Source organism: Paenibacillus sp. FSL L8-0436 (assembly GCF_038593025.1).
Taxonomy (GTDB): domain Bacteria; phylum Bacillota; class Bacilli; order Paenibacillales; family Paenibacillaceae; genus Paenibacillus_AQ.
Genome location: NZ_CP151955.1, coordinates 4,430,083 through 4,448,021 on the forward strand (window position 1 = coordinate 4,430,083; position 17,939 = coordinate 4,448,021).

14 protein-coding genes and 1 pseudogene are annotated in these 17,939 nt (G+C 49.8%); all 15 read right to left on the reverse strand.

Features of this window, described 5'->3' with window-relative positions:
* Nucleotides 1-18: 18 nt before the first annotated feature.
* Entirely contained in the window at nucleotides 19-372 is a 354-nt protein-coding gene (gene rbfA / locus NSS79_RS20095; RefSeq protein WP_076110082.1) for a 30S ribosome-binding factor RbfA, read from the reverse strand.
* Nucleotides 373-390: 18 nt separating this feature from the next.
* The gene (gene infB, locus NSS79_RS20100) at nucleotides 391-3,069 is read right to left on the reverse strand and encodes a translation initiation factor IF-2 (protein ID WP_342440411.1); all 2,679 of its coding nucleotides are present in this window, start codon (nucleotides 3,067-3,069) and stop codon (nucleotides 391-393) included.
* A pseudogene (locus NSS79_RS20105) lies at nucleotides 3,067-3,385 on the reverse strand (YlxQ family RNA-binding protein); the annotation flags it as partial. The pseudogene NSS79_RS20105 and the gene infB, both read right to left, overlap by 3 nt.
* Nucleotides 3,378-3,686 (reverse strand): YlxR family protein, encoded by a 309-nt coding sequence (locus tag NSS79_RS20110; RefSeq protein WP_038593419.1) that lies wholly within the window; start codon nucleotides 3,684-3,686, stop codon nucleotides 3,378-3,380. The gene NSS79_RS20110 and the pseudogene NSS79_RS20105, both read right to left, overlap by 8 nt.
* A 32-nt stretch (nucleotides 3,687-3,718) precedes the next feature.
* Nucleotides 3,719-4,816: a transcription termination factor NusA gene (nusA, locus tag NSS79_RS20115; protein WP_038593421.1), complete on the reverse strand. Its 1,098-nt coding sequence runs from the start codon at nucleotides 4,814-4,816 to the stop codon at nucleotides 3,719-3,721.
* A 26-nt stretch (nucleotides 4,817-4,842) separates the two neighbouring features.
* A complete protein-coding gene (gene rimP / locus NSS79_RS20120) occupies nucleotides 4,843-5,310 on the reverse strand; it encodes a ribosome maturation factor RimP (protein ID WP_038593427.1) in 468 nt (155 codons plus the stop codon).
* 176 nt (nucleotides 5,311-5,486) lie between these two features.
* On the reverse strand, nucleotides 5,487-9,815 hold the full coding sequence (locus NSS79_RS20125; protein ID WP_342435859.1) for a PolC-type DNA polymerase III: 4,329 nt from the start codon (nucleotides 9,813-9,815) through the stop codon (nucleotides 5,487-5,489).
* 213 nt (nucleotides 9,816-10,028) lie between these two features.
* A complete protein-coding gene (gene proS, locus NSS79_RS20130; protein ID WP_342435860.1) occupies nucleotides 10,029-11,477 on the reverse strand; it encodes a proline--tRNA ligase in 1,449 nt (482 codons plus the stop codon).
* 105 nt (nucleotides 11,478-11,582) lie between these two features.
* Nucleotides 11,583-12,857 carry an RIP metalloprotease RseP gene (gene rseP / locus NSS79_RS20135; RefSeq protein ID WP_342435861.1) on the reverse strand — a complete coding sequence of 425 codons (1,275 nt, stop codon included), beginning with the start codon at nucleotides 12,855-12,857 and terminating at the stop codon, nucleotides 11,583-11,585.
* A gap of 150 nt (nucleotides 12,858-13,007) precedes the next feature.
* Nucleotides 13,008-14,147 (reverse strand): 1-deoxy-D-xylulose-5-phosphate reductoisomerase, encoded by a 1,140-nt coding sequence (locus tag NSS79_RS20140; RefSeq protein ID WP_342435862.1) that lies wholly within the window; start codon nucleotides 14,145-14,147, stop codon nucleotides 13,008-13,010.
* A 23-nt stretch (nucleotides 14,148-14,170) separates the two neighbouring features.
* Nucleotides 14,171-14,974, reverse strand: a complete 804-nt coding sequence (locus NSS79_RS20145) for a phosphatidate cytidylyltransferase (protein ID WP_342435863.1) — start codon at nucleotides 14,972-14,974, stop codon at nucleotides 14,171-14,173.
* A 21-nt stretch (nucleotides 14,975-14,995) separates the two neighbouring features.
* Nucleotides 14,996-15,769, reverse strand: a complete 774-nt coding sequence (locus tag NSS79_RS20150) for an isoprenyl transferase (RefSeq protein WP_038593442.1) — start codon at nucleotides 15,767-15,769, stop codon at nucleotides 14,996-14,998.
* Nucleotides 15,770-15,848: 79 nt separating this feature from the next.
* Nucleotides 15,849-16,403: a ribosome recycling factor gene (frr, locus tag NSS79_RS20155; RefSeq protein WP_038593444.1), complete on the reverse strand. Its 555-nt coding sequence runs from the start codon at nucleotides 16,401-16,403 to the stop codon at nucleotides 15,849-15,851.
* Nucleotides 16,403-17,131, reverse strand: coding sequence for a UMP kinase (gene pyrH / locus NSS79_RS20160; protein WP_038593446.1), 729 nt, complete (start codon nucleotides 17,129-17,131; stop codon nucleotides 16,403-16,405). The genes frr and pyrH overlap by 1 nt, the downstream gene beginning before the upstream one ends.
* Nucleotides 17,132-17,239: 108 nt before the next feature.
* Nucleotides 17,240-17,890 carry a translation elongation factor Ts gene (tsf, locus tag NSS79_RS20165; protein ID WP_038593448.1) on the reverse strand — a complete coding sequence of 217 codons (651 nt, stop codon included), beginning with the start codon at nucleotides 17,888-17,890 and terminating at the stop codon, nucleotides 17,240-17,242.
* Nucleotides 17,891-17,939: the final 49 nt, after the last annotated feature.

The following is a 17,939-nucleotide window of genomic DNA, read 5'->3' on the forward strand; positions in this document are numbered from 1 at the left end:
CCGTCTCCTTTATGTTTCCTAACTTTCTTCGTTCTTGCCGATCTCGCCGAGCAGCTTCTCAATATGACTTCCGTAAGCAACGGATTCGTCCATCTTGAAGATCAGCTCAGGCGTGTGGCGCAGGCGGATCGCCTTGCCAAGCTCGGAGCGGAGAAAGCCATTGGCTTTCTCAATCGCTTTTAGCGAATCACTCTTCTGCTCTTCGTCTCCGAACACGCTCAGGTATACCTTGGCCTGCGAGAGATCGTTCGTTACATCTACCCCGGTTACTGTTACGAACCCGATGCGCGGGTCCTTCAGTCCGCTTTGGATAAGCTGGCTCAGCTCTTTCTTGATCTGTTCGCCAACCCGTCCCGCTCTGATTTTAGACATCTATATTCACCTCTTCGCTTAGCGCTCTACCGTTTCCATAATGAACGCTTCGATAATGTCGCCCTCTTGGACGTCATTATAGCGTTCCAAAGTTATGCCGCATTCATAACCCTGCGCCACTTCTTTGGCATCATCTTTGAAACGTTTTAAGGTGTCGATCTTGCCTTGGAAGACAACGATACCGCTGCGGATCAAGCGCATTTCGGCATTGCGGGCAATTTTACCGGAAGTAACCATACAACCTGCAATGGTACCCACTTTGCTGATTTTGAAGACGTTGCGCACTTCTGCATGACCGATAACGTTCTCTTTATAGATCGGATCAAGCATCCCTTTCATCGCACTTTCAATTTCCTCAATTACGTTGTAGATGATGTTGTGCAGACGAACATCCACTTTTTCTTGCTCGGCAGCCGCTTTCGTCTGGGCATCCGGACGAACATTGAAGCCGATAACAATAGCATTGGATGCAGCAGCGAGTGTAATATCAGATTCCGTAATGGCACCTGCACCGCTGTGAATGATCTTCACGCGTACACCTTCGACTTCGATCTTGGCCAAAGAGCCTTTCAGCGCTTCAACCGATCCCTGCACGTCCGCTTTAATGATTACGTTCAGGTCTTTGATCTCGCCATCCTTGATGTGCTTGAACAGGTCATCCAAGGTTACACGGGTATTCGTGTTCAGCTCGGACTGGCGCTGGGTTGTAGAACGTCTGTCCGCGATAGCACGGGCTTTACGCTCATCTTCAAAGGCCATAAACGGATCGCCTGCCTGAGGCACCTCAGTCAAACCGGTAATTTCCACTGGTGTGGAAGGACCTGCTTCCTTGATCTTGCGTCCTTTGTCATTAACCATGGCGCGTACGCGTCCGAAGCAGTTACCTGCTACAAAAGCGTCCCCGACTTTCAGCGTACCGTTCTGCACGAGAATACGGGCAACCGGTCCACGGTTCTTGTCAAGCTCAGCTTCGATTACAGTACCGCGTGCCCGTTTGTCCGGGTTAGCCTTGTACTCATTCACTTCAGCAACGAGCAGAATCATTTCCAGCAATTCTTCCAGGTTGATGCGCTGTTTGGCGGACAGGTTAACGAAGATGGTATCTCCGCCCCACTCTTCCGGAACCAGCTCATAGCTTGTAAGCTCTTGCTTCACCTTATCAGGGTCTGCACCCGGCTTGTCGATTTTGTTGACTGCAACGATAATCGGAAGACCTGCGGCTTTCGCATGGTTGATGGCTTCCACCGTCTGAGGCATTACACCGTCATCGGCAGCAACTACGATAATCGTCATATCTGTTACTTGGGCACCACGAGCACGCATCGCGGTGAACGCTTCGTGACCCGGTGTATCCAGGAATGTGATTTTCTTGTGGTTGATTTCAACTTGATAAGCACCGATATGCTGAGTAATTCCGCCAGCTTCGCCGCCAGTTACGTTCGTGGAACGAATGGCATCTAGCAGTGTTGTTTTACCATGGTCAACGTGACCCATGATCGTTACTACCGGAGGACGAGCCTGAAGATCCTCTTCGGAGTCGTTCTCTTCAACGGTCTCGAAGCTGTCTTCATCCACTGGAATCTTCACTTCAACTTCTACGCCGAACTCACCGGCCAGCAGCAGAATGGTGTCAATATCAAGTTCCTGGTTGATGGTTGCCATAACACCCATCGAGATCAGCTTCTTGATCACTTCAGAAGCATCCTTATGAAGCAGCTTGGCAGTTTCACCAACGGTCATGCTGCCGCGTACGATAATTTTCTTCGGTGTGTTGTCAATCTTCTCGCGGCGTTCCATTGACTGGTTTCTGCCACGGTTGTTCTTGCCGCCACGGCCGCGGTAGTTGCCGCCTTTGCCGTCTTCAAAGCGCTTTTGGCCGCTGTTGTTGTTCGGTCTGCCGCCTGTAGTGTTTCTCTTAGCGCCTCTGTCACCGCCACCGCCGCGGGAGAAGTCTCCGCCGGTGCCGCCGCCTTGAGCTTGCGGACGGTTCTCGCCAGTGCGTGGTGCACCGCCTTGAGCTTGCGGACGGTTGCCGCCAGTAGAGCTGCCTTGCGGGCGGCTGCCGCCGGTCGAGCTGCCTTGCGGACGGTTGCCGCCAGTAGAGCTGCCTTGCGGGCGGCTGCCGCCAGTAGAGCTGCCTTGCGGGCGGCTGCTGCCAGTAGAGCTGCCTTGCGGGCGGCTGCTGCTAGTGGAGCTGCCTTGCGGGCGGCTGCCGCCAGTAGAGCTGCCTTGCGGGCGGCTGCTGCTAGTGGAGCTGCCTTGCGGACGGCTGCCAGTGGAGCTGCCCTGAGGGCGGGAATTTTGAGTGGAGCCTGTTGTTGTTCTGCGGGAATCTTGTCCGCTTTGGGGCCTTGGGGACGTCGTCGATTGGTTGTTGTTTTGGTTACTGTTCATACCTACCTGCTTTTCCGGTTGATTTTTGTTGGCATTCTGAGCACTTTGAGGTTCGGCTGTTACCGAGCCGGTAGTTACCGGACGGCTGCTGGTGCCGGGATCCCGCTTGGCTGCAGCGTTTGACTTAATATCCTTGAAGAACTGTTCTACTTTGGTCACAGAGCCATTCTCCATGACACTCATATGATTATTCACAGGGACATCCAAACGCTTCAGAATTGTAATAATTTCTTTACTGCTCATGTTCAGAGACTTCGCGTATTCATACACGCGCAGTTTATCTTTATTGTCTTCTTTAGTCAATAACTCCACCTCCGACAGTATCTCCGAGTTGCTTAGAGATCATTTCCGCGAATCCTTTATCCGTAACGGCCAGCACAACGCGCTGGTCTTTACCAATACTTGCACCGAGTTCATCCCGGTGAAATGCGATTACTAGTGGAATATCGTAGGTTCCGCATTTATCACGGAACTTTTTTTGGGTATTATCTGAAGCGTCACCTGCCAGAACGACCAGCTTCGCCTCTGAAGACCGTACCGCTTTAAGCACGGCCTCATCGCCGGTGACAATCTTGCCTGCTCTCATCGCAAGCCCTAAATAAGAAAGTGCCTTACTCATCGTCCTCACTATCCTTTGCTGCCAAAAATTGCTCCTCCACGGATGCAAAATCCCGGGCAAGCTGGGCATAGATTTCAGGACTCACTTGACATTTTAACGCACGGTCAAGTGCTTTATTCTTTTGTGCCAGTTTAAAGCATTCAAGCTTGCCGCAGATATAAGCGCCCCGGCCTGACTTTTTGCCTGTCAGGTCGATCAGCACTTCGCCCTCGGGCGTTCTAACCACGCGAATCAGCTCTTTTTTGGGCATCATCTCCTGGCTGGCAACGCACTTGCGCAGCGGCACCTTTCTTTGCTTCATCATAAACGCCTCCCCTCTAGTGAGCAGGTTAATTAATCAATGGAGACGGAATCCTGATGCATTTCATCGCTTACCGTTCTAGGTCTGCCGTATTCCTGCTCTGCCTGGGTCTCGCTCTTGATATCAATTTTCCAGCCGGTCAATTTAGCAGCAAGACGGGCATTCTGCCCCTTGATGCCGATCGCCAGCGACAATTGATAATCAGGCACGATGACACGGGCCATTTTTTCCGCTTCAAAGACTTGAACTTCAAGCACTTTGGACGGGCTGAGCGCGTTGGCCACATATTCCTGTACAGCCTCAGAATAACGGACAATGTCAATTTTCTCGCCGCGCAGCTCTGTGACGATGGTCTGCACGCGTGTGCCTCTTGGACCTACGCAGGAGCCAACCGGGTCCACTTCGGGATTGCGCGAGAAGACAGCAATTTTCGAACGGAAGCCTGCTTCGCGGGCCACAGAACGAATTTCAACCACGCCGTCAAAAATTTCCGGAACCTCCAGCTCGAATAGACGCTTCAACAATCCGGGATGACTGCGGGACAACATAATCTGCGGCCCTTTGGTCGTATTCTCCACCTTGGTGATATAAGCCTTGATGCGCTCGCTTTGCTTGAACTTTTCTCCAGGCATCAGCTCGCTGAGCGGCAGAACCGCTTCGATTTTGCCAAGGTCAACATAGATGTTGCGCATATCCTGGCGCTGTACAAGCCCGGTAACGATATCATCTTCCTTGTCGATAAAAGCGTTATAGATAAGTCCGCGCTCCGCTTCACGAATACGCTGGGTGACTACCTGCTTGGCAGTCTGGGCAGCAATACGGCCGAAATCGCGTGGCGTTACTTCAAGCTCAGCGATATCCTCAAGCTGGAAGTGCGGGTTGATTTCCCGTGCAGCCGGCAGTGAGATTTCGGTCCGGGTATCCAGAACCTCTTCAACAATCAGCTTGCGGGCAAATACCTTGATTACGCCTGTGTTGCGGTTCATGTCCACACGCACGTTTTGCGCCGCATTAAAATTGCGTTTATAGCTGGAGATCAGCGCAGCTTCGATGGCTTCAAACAGCACATCCTTGCTGATGCCTTTCTCCCTCTCCAGTTCATTCATAGCTTCGATAAAATCCATACTCATGAAAATCCGGTCCCCCTTTCAAGACGTTAAAAAATAATGGCCAATCTCGCGCTGGCGACTTTGGCATACGGTACTACATGTTCTTTTTTGCCCGCGGAGATGAGCAGTTCCTCGTTCTCGAATGAGAGCAAACGACCTTCGAATTCTTTGAGTCCCTGAATCGGCTCATAAACTGTCACATACACGTCCTTGCCTACCGCTTTGGCAACATCCGCCGCTTTCTTAAGCGGGCGCTCAGCACCCGGCGAGGAAACCTCAAGGAAATAAGCCTCGGGTATAGGATCATTCTCGTCCAGCTTCGAGCTGAAATATTCGCTGATGGCACCGCAGTCGTCAATATCTATGCCGCCTTCTTTATCTACGAATATGCGCAAAAACCAGTTGGAGCCTTCCTTCACGTATTCAACGTCCACCAGTTCGAAACCATTGTCCTCGAGATAGGACCCGAGCATCTGCTCTACCGTTTGTTTAATTTTGGATTTGGGTGTGCTCAAAAGAAATTAACCTCCACGAACTTGTCTTTTGCTATATACCAAAGATAAAGAGTGGGTTTCCCCACTCTTTACACAACGGACTTATCTCATTATTACCAAAAAAATTATACCATAGTGCAACAGCACTGACAAGTGCTAGCCCTTGACTGCCACTTTTCAGGCATCCAATTTGTAGTTTAAAACAGGGATAGCTGATTGCTTTCCGGCAAGCCGCGGAAGCAGCCCATCCCGGTCAGCAGCTCAATTACCGTCTTACTCGCCTTGGACTTCTGCTGGAAATCCTCGATGGAGAGGAACTCTCCGGCATCCTTGGCGGCGGCAATGTTATAGGCGGCATTCTCACCGATTCCCGCGAGTGCAGAGAACGGTGGAATGAGGCTTTTGCCGTCAACGGTAAATTTATTGGCATCGGAACGGTACAAATCAATATTTTTGAAAGTAAAACCACGGGCTGTCATCTCAAGCGCCATTTCAAGAATCGGCAGCATCGCTTTTTCCTTTGGAAGCGCCTGGAAGCCCTTCTGTTCAATATCTACAATCTGGCGGGCGATGGCTTCGTAACCCTGGCAGCAAAGTTCAATATCAAAATCAGCGGCCCGCACCGTGAAGTATGTCGCATAATATTCAATAGGATGATACAGCTTGAAGTAGGCGGTACGGACCGCGGAAATAACATAGGCGGCGGCATGCGCCTTCGGGAACATGTACTGGATTTTCAGGCAGGAATCAATGTACCACTGAGGAACCTTGCACTTTTTCATTTCCTCGATCCATTCAGCAGACAGCCCTTTCCCTTTACGTACGCTCTCGGTAATTTTGAAGGCCAGTCCCGCATCCATTCCAGCCTTGTAAATCAGAAACAGCATAATATCATCGCGGCAGCCGATAACTGTCTTGATGTTGCAGGTGTTGTTCTTGATCAGTTCCTGGGCATTGCCGAGCCAAACTCCCGTACCATGCGACAGCCCGGAGATTTGCAGCAAGTCGGCAAAGCTGGAAGGCTTCGACTCCACCAGCATCTGGCGGACAAATTTCGTCCCCATTTCCGGAACTCCGTAGGTAGCCACAGGGGTCCGGATCTGGTCAGGCCTTACTCCAAGTGCATCAGTAGAGTTGAACATGCTCATGACCTTCGGATCGTTCATCGGGATGGTTGTAGGGTCCACTCCTGTTAAATCCTGCAGCATCCGCATCATTGTCGGATCATCGTGGCCCAGAATATCGAGCTTTAGCAGGTTGGCATCAAAGGCGTGATAGTCAAAGTGGGTGGTCTTCCATTCCGCATTGACATCATCTGCCGGGAATTGCACCGGAGTAATATCCTCTATCTCCATATAATCCGGCAAAACGACAATACCGCCGGGATGCTGGCCAGTGCTTCGCTTGACCCCGGTGCAGCCTGCGGCCAGACGTCCCACTTCCGCTCCCCGCCAGCGCTTCTGATGATGTTCCTCATATTTCTTCGTGAATCCAAAAGCAGTTTTCTCCGCCACCGTACCGATGGTGCCGGCACGGAATACGTTGTCCGGACCAAACATTGTTTTGGTAAAGTTATGGGCGTTCGGCTGATATTCACCCGAAAAGTTAAGGTCGATATCGGGAACCTTATCGCCCTTAAAGCCCAGAAATGTTTCAAAGGGGATATCCTGGCCTTCACCCTTGAGCTTACCGCCACAGTCCGGACAGACCTTGTCCGGCAGGTCAAAGCCGCTTGGCACGCTGCCGTCGAGGAACCATTCACTATGCCGGCAATCCGGATTTACACATATATAATGAGCTGGCAGCGGATTTACCTCGGAGATTCCGAGGAAGGTGGCAACTACTGACGAACCTACCGAACCACGGGAACCTACGAGGTAGCCATCCTTGTTCGACTTTTTCACAAGACGCTCAGAAATCAGATAGTTGGCAGAAAAACCAAATTTAATAATCGGCGCCAGCTCTTTTTCCAGCCGGGCAACGACAACCTCAGGCAATTCCTCACCATAGATTGATTTTGCCGTCTCATAGCAGGTGTTGCGGATTTCGTCATCAGCGCCATCGATAATCGGCGTAAACAGCTGGTCCGGGAACAGGTCATATTCCTCAAAGCGGTCAGCCAGCTCCACCGTATTGGTGACGACAACTTCCATCGCTTTTTCCGCGCCCAGGAATTCGAATTCGGCCAGCATTTCTTCCGTGGTGCGGAAATGGGCATCCGGCTTGCGCTGGTCTTTGAGCGGGCTAAATCCTGTAATCCCGTGGATCGTAATATCGCGGAACAGCTTGTCCCGCGGCTCCAAGTAATGCACATTGCCTGTTGCAATAACAGGCTTGTTCAGCTGTTCGCCGATTTCACAAACCTTACGCACTACGCCCCGCAAATCCTCTGCGCTGGCCACGAATCCCTTGTCCACCAAATGCATGTACATCGTCAGCGGCTGAATCTCCAGAATATCGTAGAACTGGGCAACCTCCATCGCTTCTTCAGTAGACTTATTGAGCACAGCCTCAAAGAACTCTCCCCGTTCGCAGCCGGAAATGACCAGCAGACCGTCCCTGTGCTCTTCGAGCTTGGACTTAGGAATGCAGGGAACGCGCTTGTAATACTCCGTATGCGACATGGATATCAGCTTGTAAAGGTTCTTCTTGCCAGTCGGATTGAGCGCATAAATGCCGCAGTGAAACGGCCGGGTGTTCGACAGATCATTGCCTACATAATCATTCAGCCGGTCAAGCCGGGTCATCCCCTTCATCTTCTCGGCATCAGCCAGCAGACCGTTCAGAATGCCTCCCAGGGCGATGGTATCATCCACCGCACGGTGATGGCTTTCCAGCAGAACCTTATATTTGTCGGCGAGTGTATTCAACCGGTGGTTCTTCATGCTGGGATACAACAAACGTGCCAGCTCCAACGTATCCAAGGAAGGATTGGGCAGCACAGGCAGACCCAGTTTCACCAGTGAAGCCTGAATGAAGCCCATATCAAATCTGGCATTATGGGCAACCAGAATACTGTCGCCTATGAACTCGACGAATTTCTTCAGCACCGGCTCCAAATCGGGAGCGTCCTTAACCATCTCATCAGTAATATTGGTCAGCTGTTGAATATGGTACGGAATTTTCTCATGCGGATTCACGAACGTTGAGTAGCGGTCGATCTCCTGGCCGCCGGTCATTTTAATCGCAGCAAGTTCGGTAATATTATTCCGGGTGATTGACAAACCGGTGGTTTCAATATCGAATACGACATAGGTGGCGGTCTTCAGGTCCAGCGGCTGTGCGTTCTCCACAATATTTACCGAGTCATTCACCACATTGGCCTCGACGCCGTAGATCATTTTGATCTTATGCTTATGTGCAGCATGATTAGCGTCCGGAAAGCTCTGCACAACCCCGTGGTCAGAGACGGCAATTGCCGGGTGCCCCCACTTCGCTGCGGTCTTGACATACGCGTCAATTGGCGCCACTGCGTCCATCGTGCTCATAGTCGTGTGCAAATGAAACTCTACCCGCTTCTGCTTCGCATTATCCTTACGTGCCGGTGGTGCCGATACTTCGTTCAGATCCGATGGAATCATTACCAGCTCCGGAATCTGCATAAAGCGGTCATATTCAACCTTGCCGCGTGCTCTAACCCATTTGCCGTTGGCCAGTTGGCCCATAACCTTCAGATCTTCTTTGGTCTTCGCAAACATCTTCATTTGCAGAGAATCAGTAAAGTCTGTGATGCAGAAGGTGAACAGGGTATTGCCGTTGCGCAGCTCCTTGCTGTCCAGTCCGAAGATCGTACCCTGAATCGTGATTTTCTTCTCTTCATCCTGAATTTCCAGAATAGGCACAGCCTGCTCCTTGATTTCATAACCGACCTGAAGCTTAATGACTTCATTCGGATCTCCCTCATCAACGGGTTCATCCGGCTCGCTGGCCATCATCATCATTTCAACGAGCTCACGCTGCTCCTGCTGAAGCTTCTGCTGGAACTCTTCATAAGCATCCGCTTTGCTGTTTTCATTCTCGGCAATCTGCAGCTTAACTTTCAGGGACAGGCCAAAATATTTATCGTAAAATTTAATAATGGCGCCTTCGATTCCCTTTTTACGGGCCAGCTCTAAAGACATCGAATCATTTAGGCTGAGCAGAAGTGTCCTGTCTTGAAGCTCTTGAGTGGAGCGGGTCAGCCAACCGTTGACCGATGGGATCTCGCGCTGCGCCCATTCCAGAAACAAGCCCCAGTATTCCTGTACAAGCTCTGCTCTGCTTACTTTTTCATCATATAGAAACAAGAAGCTGACTTTGGCGATATGCTGCAGCTTCTCACGCATTCTCAAACAAAATGTCCGGTAGGTCTGTGCCGGAACAAGAGTATCTTTGGCAATAACGATGTGCCAGTCCCGGTTACCGCGGCTGATTTCCACACGTTCGATATGCCCGTCCAAAAAGTAGGGATCAATGAGTGCAGGCGGAATCTCTCCCTGCTTCATCAACAGCTCGAATCTTTTTCTTCTTTCCACGTTCTGTTCCATGCTTCCCCCACCTAACTTTTACACAGATAATAAAATCTCCCCGCAATTTGAAAAAACCTAATTTCCAAAACCAAAGAAAACATTAGGAAGCCTTGAGTCCACTATTTTAAAAAGCTCCCGGGAGGTGAAAGCATTGGGTTCTTTCGGCCCGCCGACTCCTCTCCCAGAAGCTACATTCAGATACTGAAGAATTATATAGTATTGAGCAAAGAATTAATACGCCTTGGCAAAAACAACCGTATGCGCAGCGGGCTTGCCGCAGCAAATACAGGTATCCTTCTTCACCGCAGGCTCAAACGGAATATTACGGCTGCCTGCACCTGTTTCTTCCTTGACTTTAGACTCGCATTCTTCGGAACCGCACCAGCCTGCCAAAGCAAAACCACGCTGTTCTTCCATCGAATCCTTCATTTCTGCTAACGTATCCACCGAATAGAAGTGGTCCTCACGGAATTTCAACGCACGTTCAAACATTTCATTGTGTACTTGCTCCAGCAGGGCATTAACCTCTGCGACAAGTTTCTCCTGCTGAATGATTTTCTTCTCGCCTGTAATACGCGAAACCAGAACACAAACCCCGTTTTCCATATCACGAGGACCTAATTCAAGACGGACTGGCACTCCACGCATTTCGTATTCATTGAATTTCCAGCCTGGAGTAACGTCAGCACGGTCGTCTACACGCACACGGATGCCTGCGTCTTTCAGATCCTTGAACAGCTCGTCCGTCCGGCCAATGACAGCTTCACGGGTCTTAGGAGGTCCGATTGGAATCATGATTACCTGTGTTGGAGCGACCTTAGGCGGCAAAGCCAAACCACGGTCATCCCCGTGCACCATAATAAGCGAGCCGATTAAGCGTGTTGTGGATCCCCATGAGGTTGTATGAACATATTCCAGTACATTATCACGGCTTAAATATTGAATATCAAAAGCTGTAGCAAACTTGGTTCCCAAATAATGAGAGGTTGCCGCCTGTACAGCTCGTCCATCCTTCATCATGGCTTCTATAGAATACGTGTCAACCGCCCCGGCAAAACGCTCGGAAGGTGTCTTCTGTCCAGTGATTACCGGAATTGCCAAATAGGTCTCGACAAAATCACGGTAATTCTCAAGCATCCGCATCGTTTCCTCACGGGCCTCAGTTTCATTCTCATGCGCCGTATGGCCTTCCTGCCACAGGAACTCTGTAGTACGGATAAACGGCAGCGTACGCTTCTCCCAGCGGACTACGTTGGCCCATTGGTTGATCAATACCGGAAGATCGCGGTAGGATTGAATCCATTTGGAATACATATGCCCGAACATGGTTTCGGAGGTCGGGCGAACCGCCAGACGTTCCTCCAGCACATCACCGCCAGCTTCCGTAACCCAAGGCAGCTCAGGGTTAAAGCCCTCGATATGATCCTTCTCCTTCTGGAAGAAGCTTTCCGGAATAAAGACCGGGAAATAAGCATTACGGTGGCCCGTTGCCTTAAGGCGGCGGTTCATTTCCTCCTGAATATGCTCCCAAATCTCGTATCCCTCCGGTTTGAAAACAATACAGCCGCGAACCGGAGAGTAATCCATCAGGTCCGCTTTCTTGATTACATCGATATACCAGCGCGAGAAATCCTCGCTCTGTGGGGTGATTTCCGTAACAAACTGCTTATCTTTTGCCATATGATGGAACTCCTCCTAATGCCCTGCAAAGTGTGGCTTTGGTTTCACAACATCGTTCAAGTCCTTTGCGGGGACTGCCAAAGCTCTAATTCATTCAAGAAAAAATCAACCGGTGATTAACCGCAGGATATCATTATAGGTAACGGCGATCATGACCAGAAACAGCAGGGCAAATCCGACAAAATGGACCATCCCTTCACGGCTTGGATCTACCGGTTTGCCGCGAAGTGCTTCTACACCCAGGAAGACAAGACGGCTTCCGTCAAGTGCAGGGATCGGCAGCAGGTTAAAAATACCGAGATACAGACTCAGAATAGCTGCCCAATAGGTCAGATATTGAATGCCTTGCTGAGCGATTTGACCCGTTATCTTCGCTGTTCCGACCGGACCTGAAATATCATTCATATTAAAATTATTAATCAGTGTTTTAAAACTAACAAAAATCGTTTTGGTCCAATCCACCATGGCTGTTCCTGATTTAGTAATGGTCTCGCCAAAACCGGGCTGCCGTGTAGGCAACTCAGGAGTGATCCCCACTTTGCCGCCTTCTTCGCCCTCCATACTGCGGGGAATCATGGCCACATTAAAGGTTTCATCGCCGCGCTGCAGCGTCCACTGCATCTCTTTACCTTTGGAAGCGGAAGTTAATGAAATCATCTTTTGGTAGTCTCCGCCAATCTGTTCTCCATTAATAGAGACGACAATGTCACCTTTTTGCACTCCGGCTTTCTGAGCCGGCATACCTTCGCTAAGATCTCCAATCTTCACAAAGGTTGGATTGTCAATAACGATACCGGCCATCTGCAGATGTAACGCAAACAATACAAAAGCAAGCAGAAAGTTCATCACCGGCCCGGCAACGATGGCCAAAGCACGCTGACCTACAGTTTTACTGCCGAATTGACGGTCTTTGGGCGCAATCTGTGTCTGCTGTCCCCGTTTGATCATCATTGCCTGTGGATGAACATCATAAGTGGTGACATCTCCATCGACATCAAGGCGGATCTTCAGCTCGTTCTCAAGGTCGGTATATTGCGCTTCCCCACGGATTACATTTCTGCGGGTATCGAGCGCGTCTAGAAAGATGCTCTTAACTTTGTTATCCTGTCCCAGTCTTACGGCAATCGTCTGCCCTGGACCGATCTCAATAATTTCGGGATCTTCACCGGCCATCCGTGCATAACCGCCAAAAGGCAGCAGGCGAAGCGTGAACTGGGTTTCATTGCGTTTATAAGAAAACAGTTTCGGACCGAAACCGATAGCAAATTCTCTTACAAGGATACCCGCGCGTTTGGCAAAGTAATAATGCCCCCATTCATGCACGGTCACCAAAACAAAGAACATGAACACCGTTAAAAAGACGACTCTTACCATTTCCATGCGTTACATTCCCCCTTAAGGTGTAAGACCGAAGTATGTCCTCTTAATTTATCATTATTCCAAGGCCTTGCACAAGAGAATCAACTGTCTCACCCAATTTTTCAGGGCAAAGAAAATATTTCCATTTTCCAAGTACATAAAGTGACTTATTTAAAGTTTAGCTGCAAGCTCCCGGGTCATCTCATCGCAATGCTGAATCTGCTGTAAATCCGGCTGTTTGACATTCACCAGGCGCTGGAGCACTTCTTCAATAATCTCTTCAATACGCAGGAAGGGAATCTCATGCCGGAGAAAACGGGCAACTGCAATTTCATTAGCCGCGTTGAAGGCTGTGGTTGCCGTCCCCCCCGCTTTCCCGCATTCAATCGCCAGCTTCAAGGCTGGAAACCGTACAAAATCCATTTCCCGGAAAGTCAGGCGTCCTATTGCGGCAAGAGACAGCCGCGCGGCAGGCGATTCCCAACGTTCCGGATAGGTCAGCGCATATTGGATCGGGACCCGCATATCCGGATTTCCGAGCTGGGCGACAATACTGCTGTCCCGGAATTCTACATAGGAGTGAATGATACTCTCCGGATGCAGCAGGACATTTATCTGCTCATAGGGCAGACCAAACAGCCAATGCGCTTCAATGACCTCAAGTCCTTTGTTAACCATGGTTGCCGAATCAATTGTTATTTTGGCTCCCATACTCCAGTTGGGGTGGCGAAGCGCATCCTCTACGGAAACCTTCTTCAGCTGCTCACGGGTGTAATCACGGAAGGACCCGCCTGAGGCGGTGATGGTAATACTGGAAACATCCTCGCGGTTCTCACCGTTTAGACATTGAAAAATTGCAGAGTGTTCACTGTCGATGGGCAGCATCTTAACACCTTTACGGTTGGCAAGCTCGGTAACCAAATGCCCTGCCGTGACAAGCGTTTCCTTATTGGCTAGCCCAATATGCCGTCCGGCTTCGATCGCGGCAAGCGTTGACTGCAAGCCCACGCTGCCCACCACTGCCGTGACGACTGTATCAGCGTCCCCACCTGCAGCAATTTCTATCAATCCTTCACTTCCGTAAAAAAGCTCAATACCGGAAGGCAGCTCCGGTCTGATCTGCTCAGCGAGTTCTTTCGTGGACACTGATACTCGGCGAGGCTGAAAACGGCGGACCTGCTCCAAAAGCAGGGCGGTATTGCTCCCTGCAGCCAAACCATCAACATCAAAAGAGTCCGGATGCATTGCAACTACATCCAGTGTTTGAGTGCCGATCGAGCCGGTAGATCCGAGAACACTTATTTTCTTCATATGTGAACCTTCTTTCCCGTCGTTTAATAGTAAGGCATAAGCATTACGATATGTACGAAAGGAAATACGATAATCCAGCTGTCGCAGCGGTCAAGAATTCCTCCATGACCTGGCAGCAGCGAGCCTGAATCCTTAATACCGTACACCCGTTTATAGGCAGATTGTACAAGATCTCCAAGCTGACCGAGCACAGCGCAGGACAAACCGATAAGCAGCGCGCGTCCGTAAGTCAGCAGATCAGGAACAAATATTGCGAAAACAATGGAGATTACGATAGAGATCAGTACCCCGCCAAGGGCTCCTTCTACCGTTTTATTGGGACTGATTGAGGGCCAGAGCTTATTTCTCCCAAAGCTTCTCCCTACAAAATAAGCACCTGCATCACTGCCCCAAATGCAGCACAACAAAAGGAAGGTCCAGAAGAGCCCATGACCGTCGCCTGCAGCTCGGGCCACAGCCATATAGGAAAAGCCCATTCCTATGTATACAATCCCTGTGAACAGGAGTGAAATAATCTTAATATCCTGCTTATTCTTACTGAACACCGTCACCAGCAGGAACAGCAGCAGAAGAAGCCATATGCCTTGTTCCCAGGACAGCCATGGATTCACTCCGAGCAGGCTCCAAGGAATCATGTAGCAGGCTACAGCAGCATAACCAAGTATTGCAGTACCACCAAACACCCGGACACCTGTCATTTTAACAAATTCATAAAACCCGATGAGCGCCATACCGGCAAGCAAAAGCTGATAAGCCCAGCCGCCCAAAAAACACAATCCCAAAAACACTGCTCCGGCAACAATTCCGGTGATCAATCGCTGCTTCAAAGATTCCCATCTCCCATCAGGCTACTTCAGTCCACCATAACGGCGTGTGCGTCTCTGGTACTCCGCCACAGCCTGCAGCAAATGCGTTTTATCAAACTCCGGCCAGAATACATCTGTAAACCAGAGCTCACTGTAAGCGACCTGCCAGAGCATAAAGTTGCTGAGCCGCATCTCTCCACTGGTCCGGATCAGCAGATCCGGATCCGGCAGTCCGCCTGATAAGAGTCGGCTGTCGATCAGCTCCGATGTAATCTCCTCCGGGGATAGCAGGCCTGCTTGGATATCCTGACCCAATCCGCGCATGCAATCTTCGATTTCTTTACGTCCTCCGTAATTCAGGGCAAAATTTAATATAAGTCCAGTATTCCCTTGTGTCCGGGCAACGGCTTCTTCCATCGCCTTCCGGGTATGTGTAGGCAAAGCATCGGTATCACCCATCACGCGCACTTGTACGTTTTTCTCAATCAGCTCGTCCAGTTCAAGGGCCAGGAACTCCACAGGCAAACGCATCAGGAAGTCAACTTCATCCTTAGGACGTTTCCAGTTCTCTGTAGAAAAAGCGTACATGGTCAAAAACTCAACGCCCAGGTCATTGGCGGCAATTGTTGCACGTTTTACAGCTTTCATCCCATTCTGATGCCCGACAATGCGTGGCAAACCACGCCGTTTAGCCCAGCGTCCATTGCCGTCCATAATTACAGCCACATGCCGGGGAATGTTGTCCGGTGAAATCTCGACTGGCTGTGGCTCCTGCCTGTCTTTACGGCTCAGCCATGCTTGAATCCGTTTGATCATTTCCGTTTCCTCCAAGCTCTTATCAGAAAGAGACAAACCCCACCATAAACGGAGGGGCCCTGAAGTCTCTTGATTGTCATTATACTTCCATAATCTCTTTTTCTTTGGACAAGAGCACCTTATCAACTTCAGCTATGAACTTATCCGTTGATTTCTGAATATCTTCTTGGTGTCCGTGTGATTCATCTTCCGAGATGCCGTTCTTCTCCATTTTCTTGATATCATCGTTGGCATCGCGGCGGATGTTGCGGATGGCTACCTTTGCTTCTTCACCAAACTTTTTGGTGAACTTCACAAGCTCAGTGCGGCGTTCCTCGGTTAACGCAGGAATGGACAAACGGATGATTGTACCGTCATTAGCCGGTGTAAGTCCCAGATCGGACTTCATAATTGCCCGTTCAATGTCGGAAAGTGATGATCTGTCCCAAGGCTGAATCAGCAGCGTCCGTGAATCCGGTGTGCTGATGTTGGCCAGCTGGTTGACAGGGGTAGGTGCACCATAATATTCAACTTGAATGCGATCCAGCAGCGCTGTCGAAGCGCGTCCCGCCCGCAATGAGGCCAAATCACGTTTCAGCGATAAAATCGCTTTTTCCATACGCTCTTCGGCATTTTTCTTGACCGCTTGTGGCATTAATCTACACTCCCCTTAACAATCGTCCCGATCTTCTCACCGAGAACGACACGTTTGATATTGCCTTGCTCTGTAATAGCAAACACAATGAGCGGTATATTATTATCCATGCACAGAGAGGATGCAGTGGAATCCATGACGCCAAGATTTTTGTTCAGCACGTCCATGTAGGTCAGCTGCTCGTATTTCTCGGCAGTACTGTCTTTGAAAGGATCTGCTGAGTAGACACCGTCCACTTTATTCTTCGCCATCAGGATAACTTCTGCTTCAATCTCAGCTGCTCTGAGGGCTGCCGTCGTATCCGTCGAGAAGAAGGGGTTGCCCGTTCCTGCGGCAAAGATTACCACGCGGCCTTTCTCCAAATGGCGAATGGCGCGGCGGCGGATGTACGGTTCAGCAATCTGCTGCATCGAAATGGAGGTCTGTACCCGGGTAGGAACATCGATTTGCTCCAATGCATCCTGCAGTGCAAGTGAGTTCATCACTGTTGCCAGCATCCCCATGTAGTCGGCTGTTGCACGGTCTATACCGCTTGCGCTTCCTGCGATTCCGCGCCAGATATTGCCTCCGCCGCAAACAATAGCGACTTGAACTCCAAGCTCAACAACTTCCTTGACCTGCTCTGCGATGGAAATAATCGTCTCGGCATCAATGCCATATCCGTTTTGTCCTGATAGTGACTCACCGCTTACCTTAAGGACTACTCTTTTAAATACCGGCTGTTCCAAATGTATACCCTCACTTTCTTACAAAAGACGGAACACGATTGTGCCTGTGTTCCGTTCATTTGATGCTTGCATTATTCAGTTCAATGAAGTTGTAATCAGTCTTGCTTCTTATTGATTAACTTGCGCCATTACTTCTTCAACAAAGTTGTCGACTTTCTTTTCCAGACCTTCGCCCAGTTCAAAACGAACAAAACGACGGATGGAGATGTTTTCGCCAATGGTGCTGATTTTTTCGTTCAGCAGCTGGGAAATGGTTTTGTCCGGATCTTTAACGAAGGGTTGCTCAAGCAAACAATATTCTTCGTAGAACTTGCTGATACGGCCTTCAACCATTTTTTCAACGATTTTCTCAGGCTTGCCTTCATTAAGCGCTTGTGCCTTCAGAATTTCTTTTTCTTTCTCTACAGCTTCTGCCGGAACTTCTTCACGACGAACATACAGCGGGTTAGCTGCAGCAATTTGCATTGCGATATCGCGTGCAAATTCTTTGAAGGAATCCGTTTTACCTACGAAGTCAGTTTCGCAGTTGATTTCTACAAGTACGCCAATACGTCCGCCAGCGTGGATGTAAGATTCTACAGTACCTTCAGTAGCAATACGTCCAGCTTTGTTAGCTGCTGCGGAAAGACCTTTTTCGCGAAGCAATTCAGCGGCTTTTGTGATATCATTGTTTGCTTCTTCAAGCGCTTTTTTGCAATCCAGCATCCCTGCGCCTGTTCTTTCACGAAGTTCCTTTACTGCTTTTGCATCTACTGCCATTGTTATTCCCTCCAGATAATTGTCGTTTTATACCATTTTGGTCCATTAT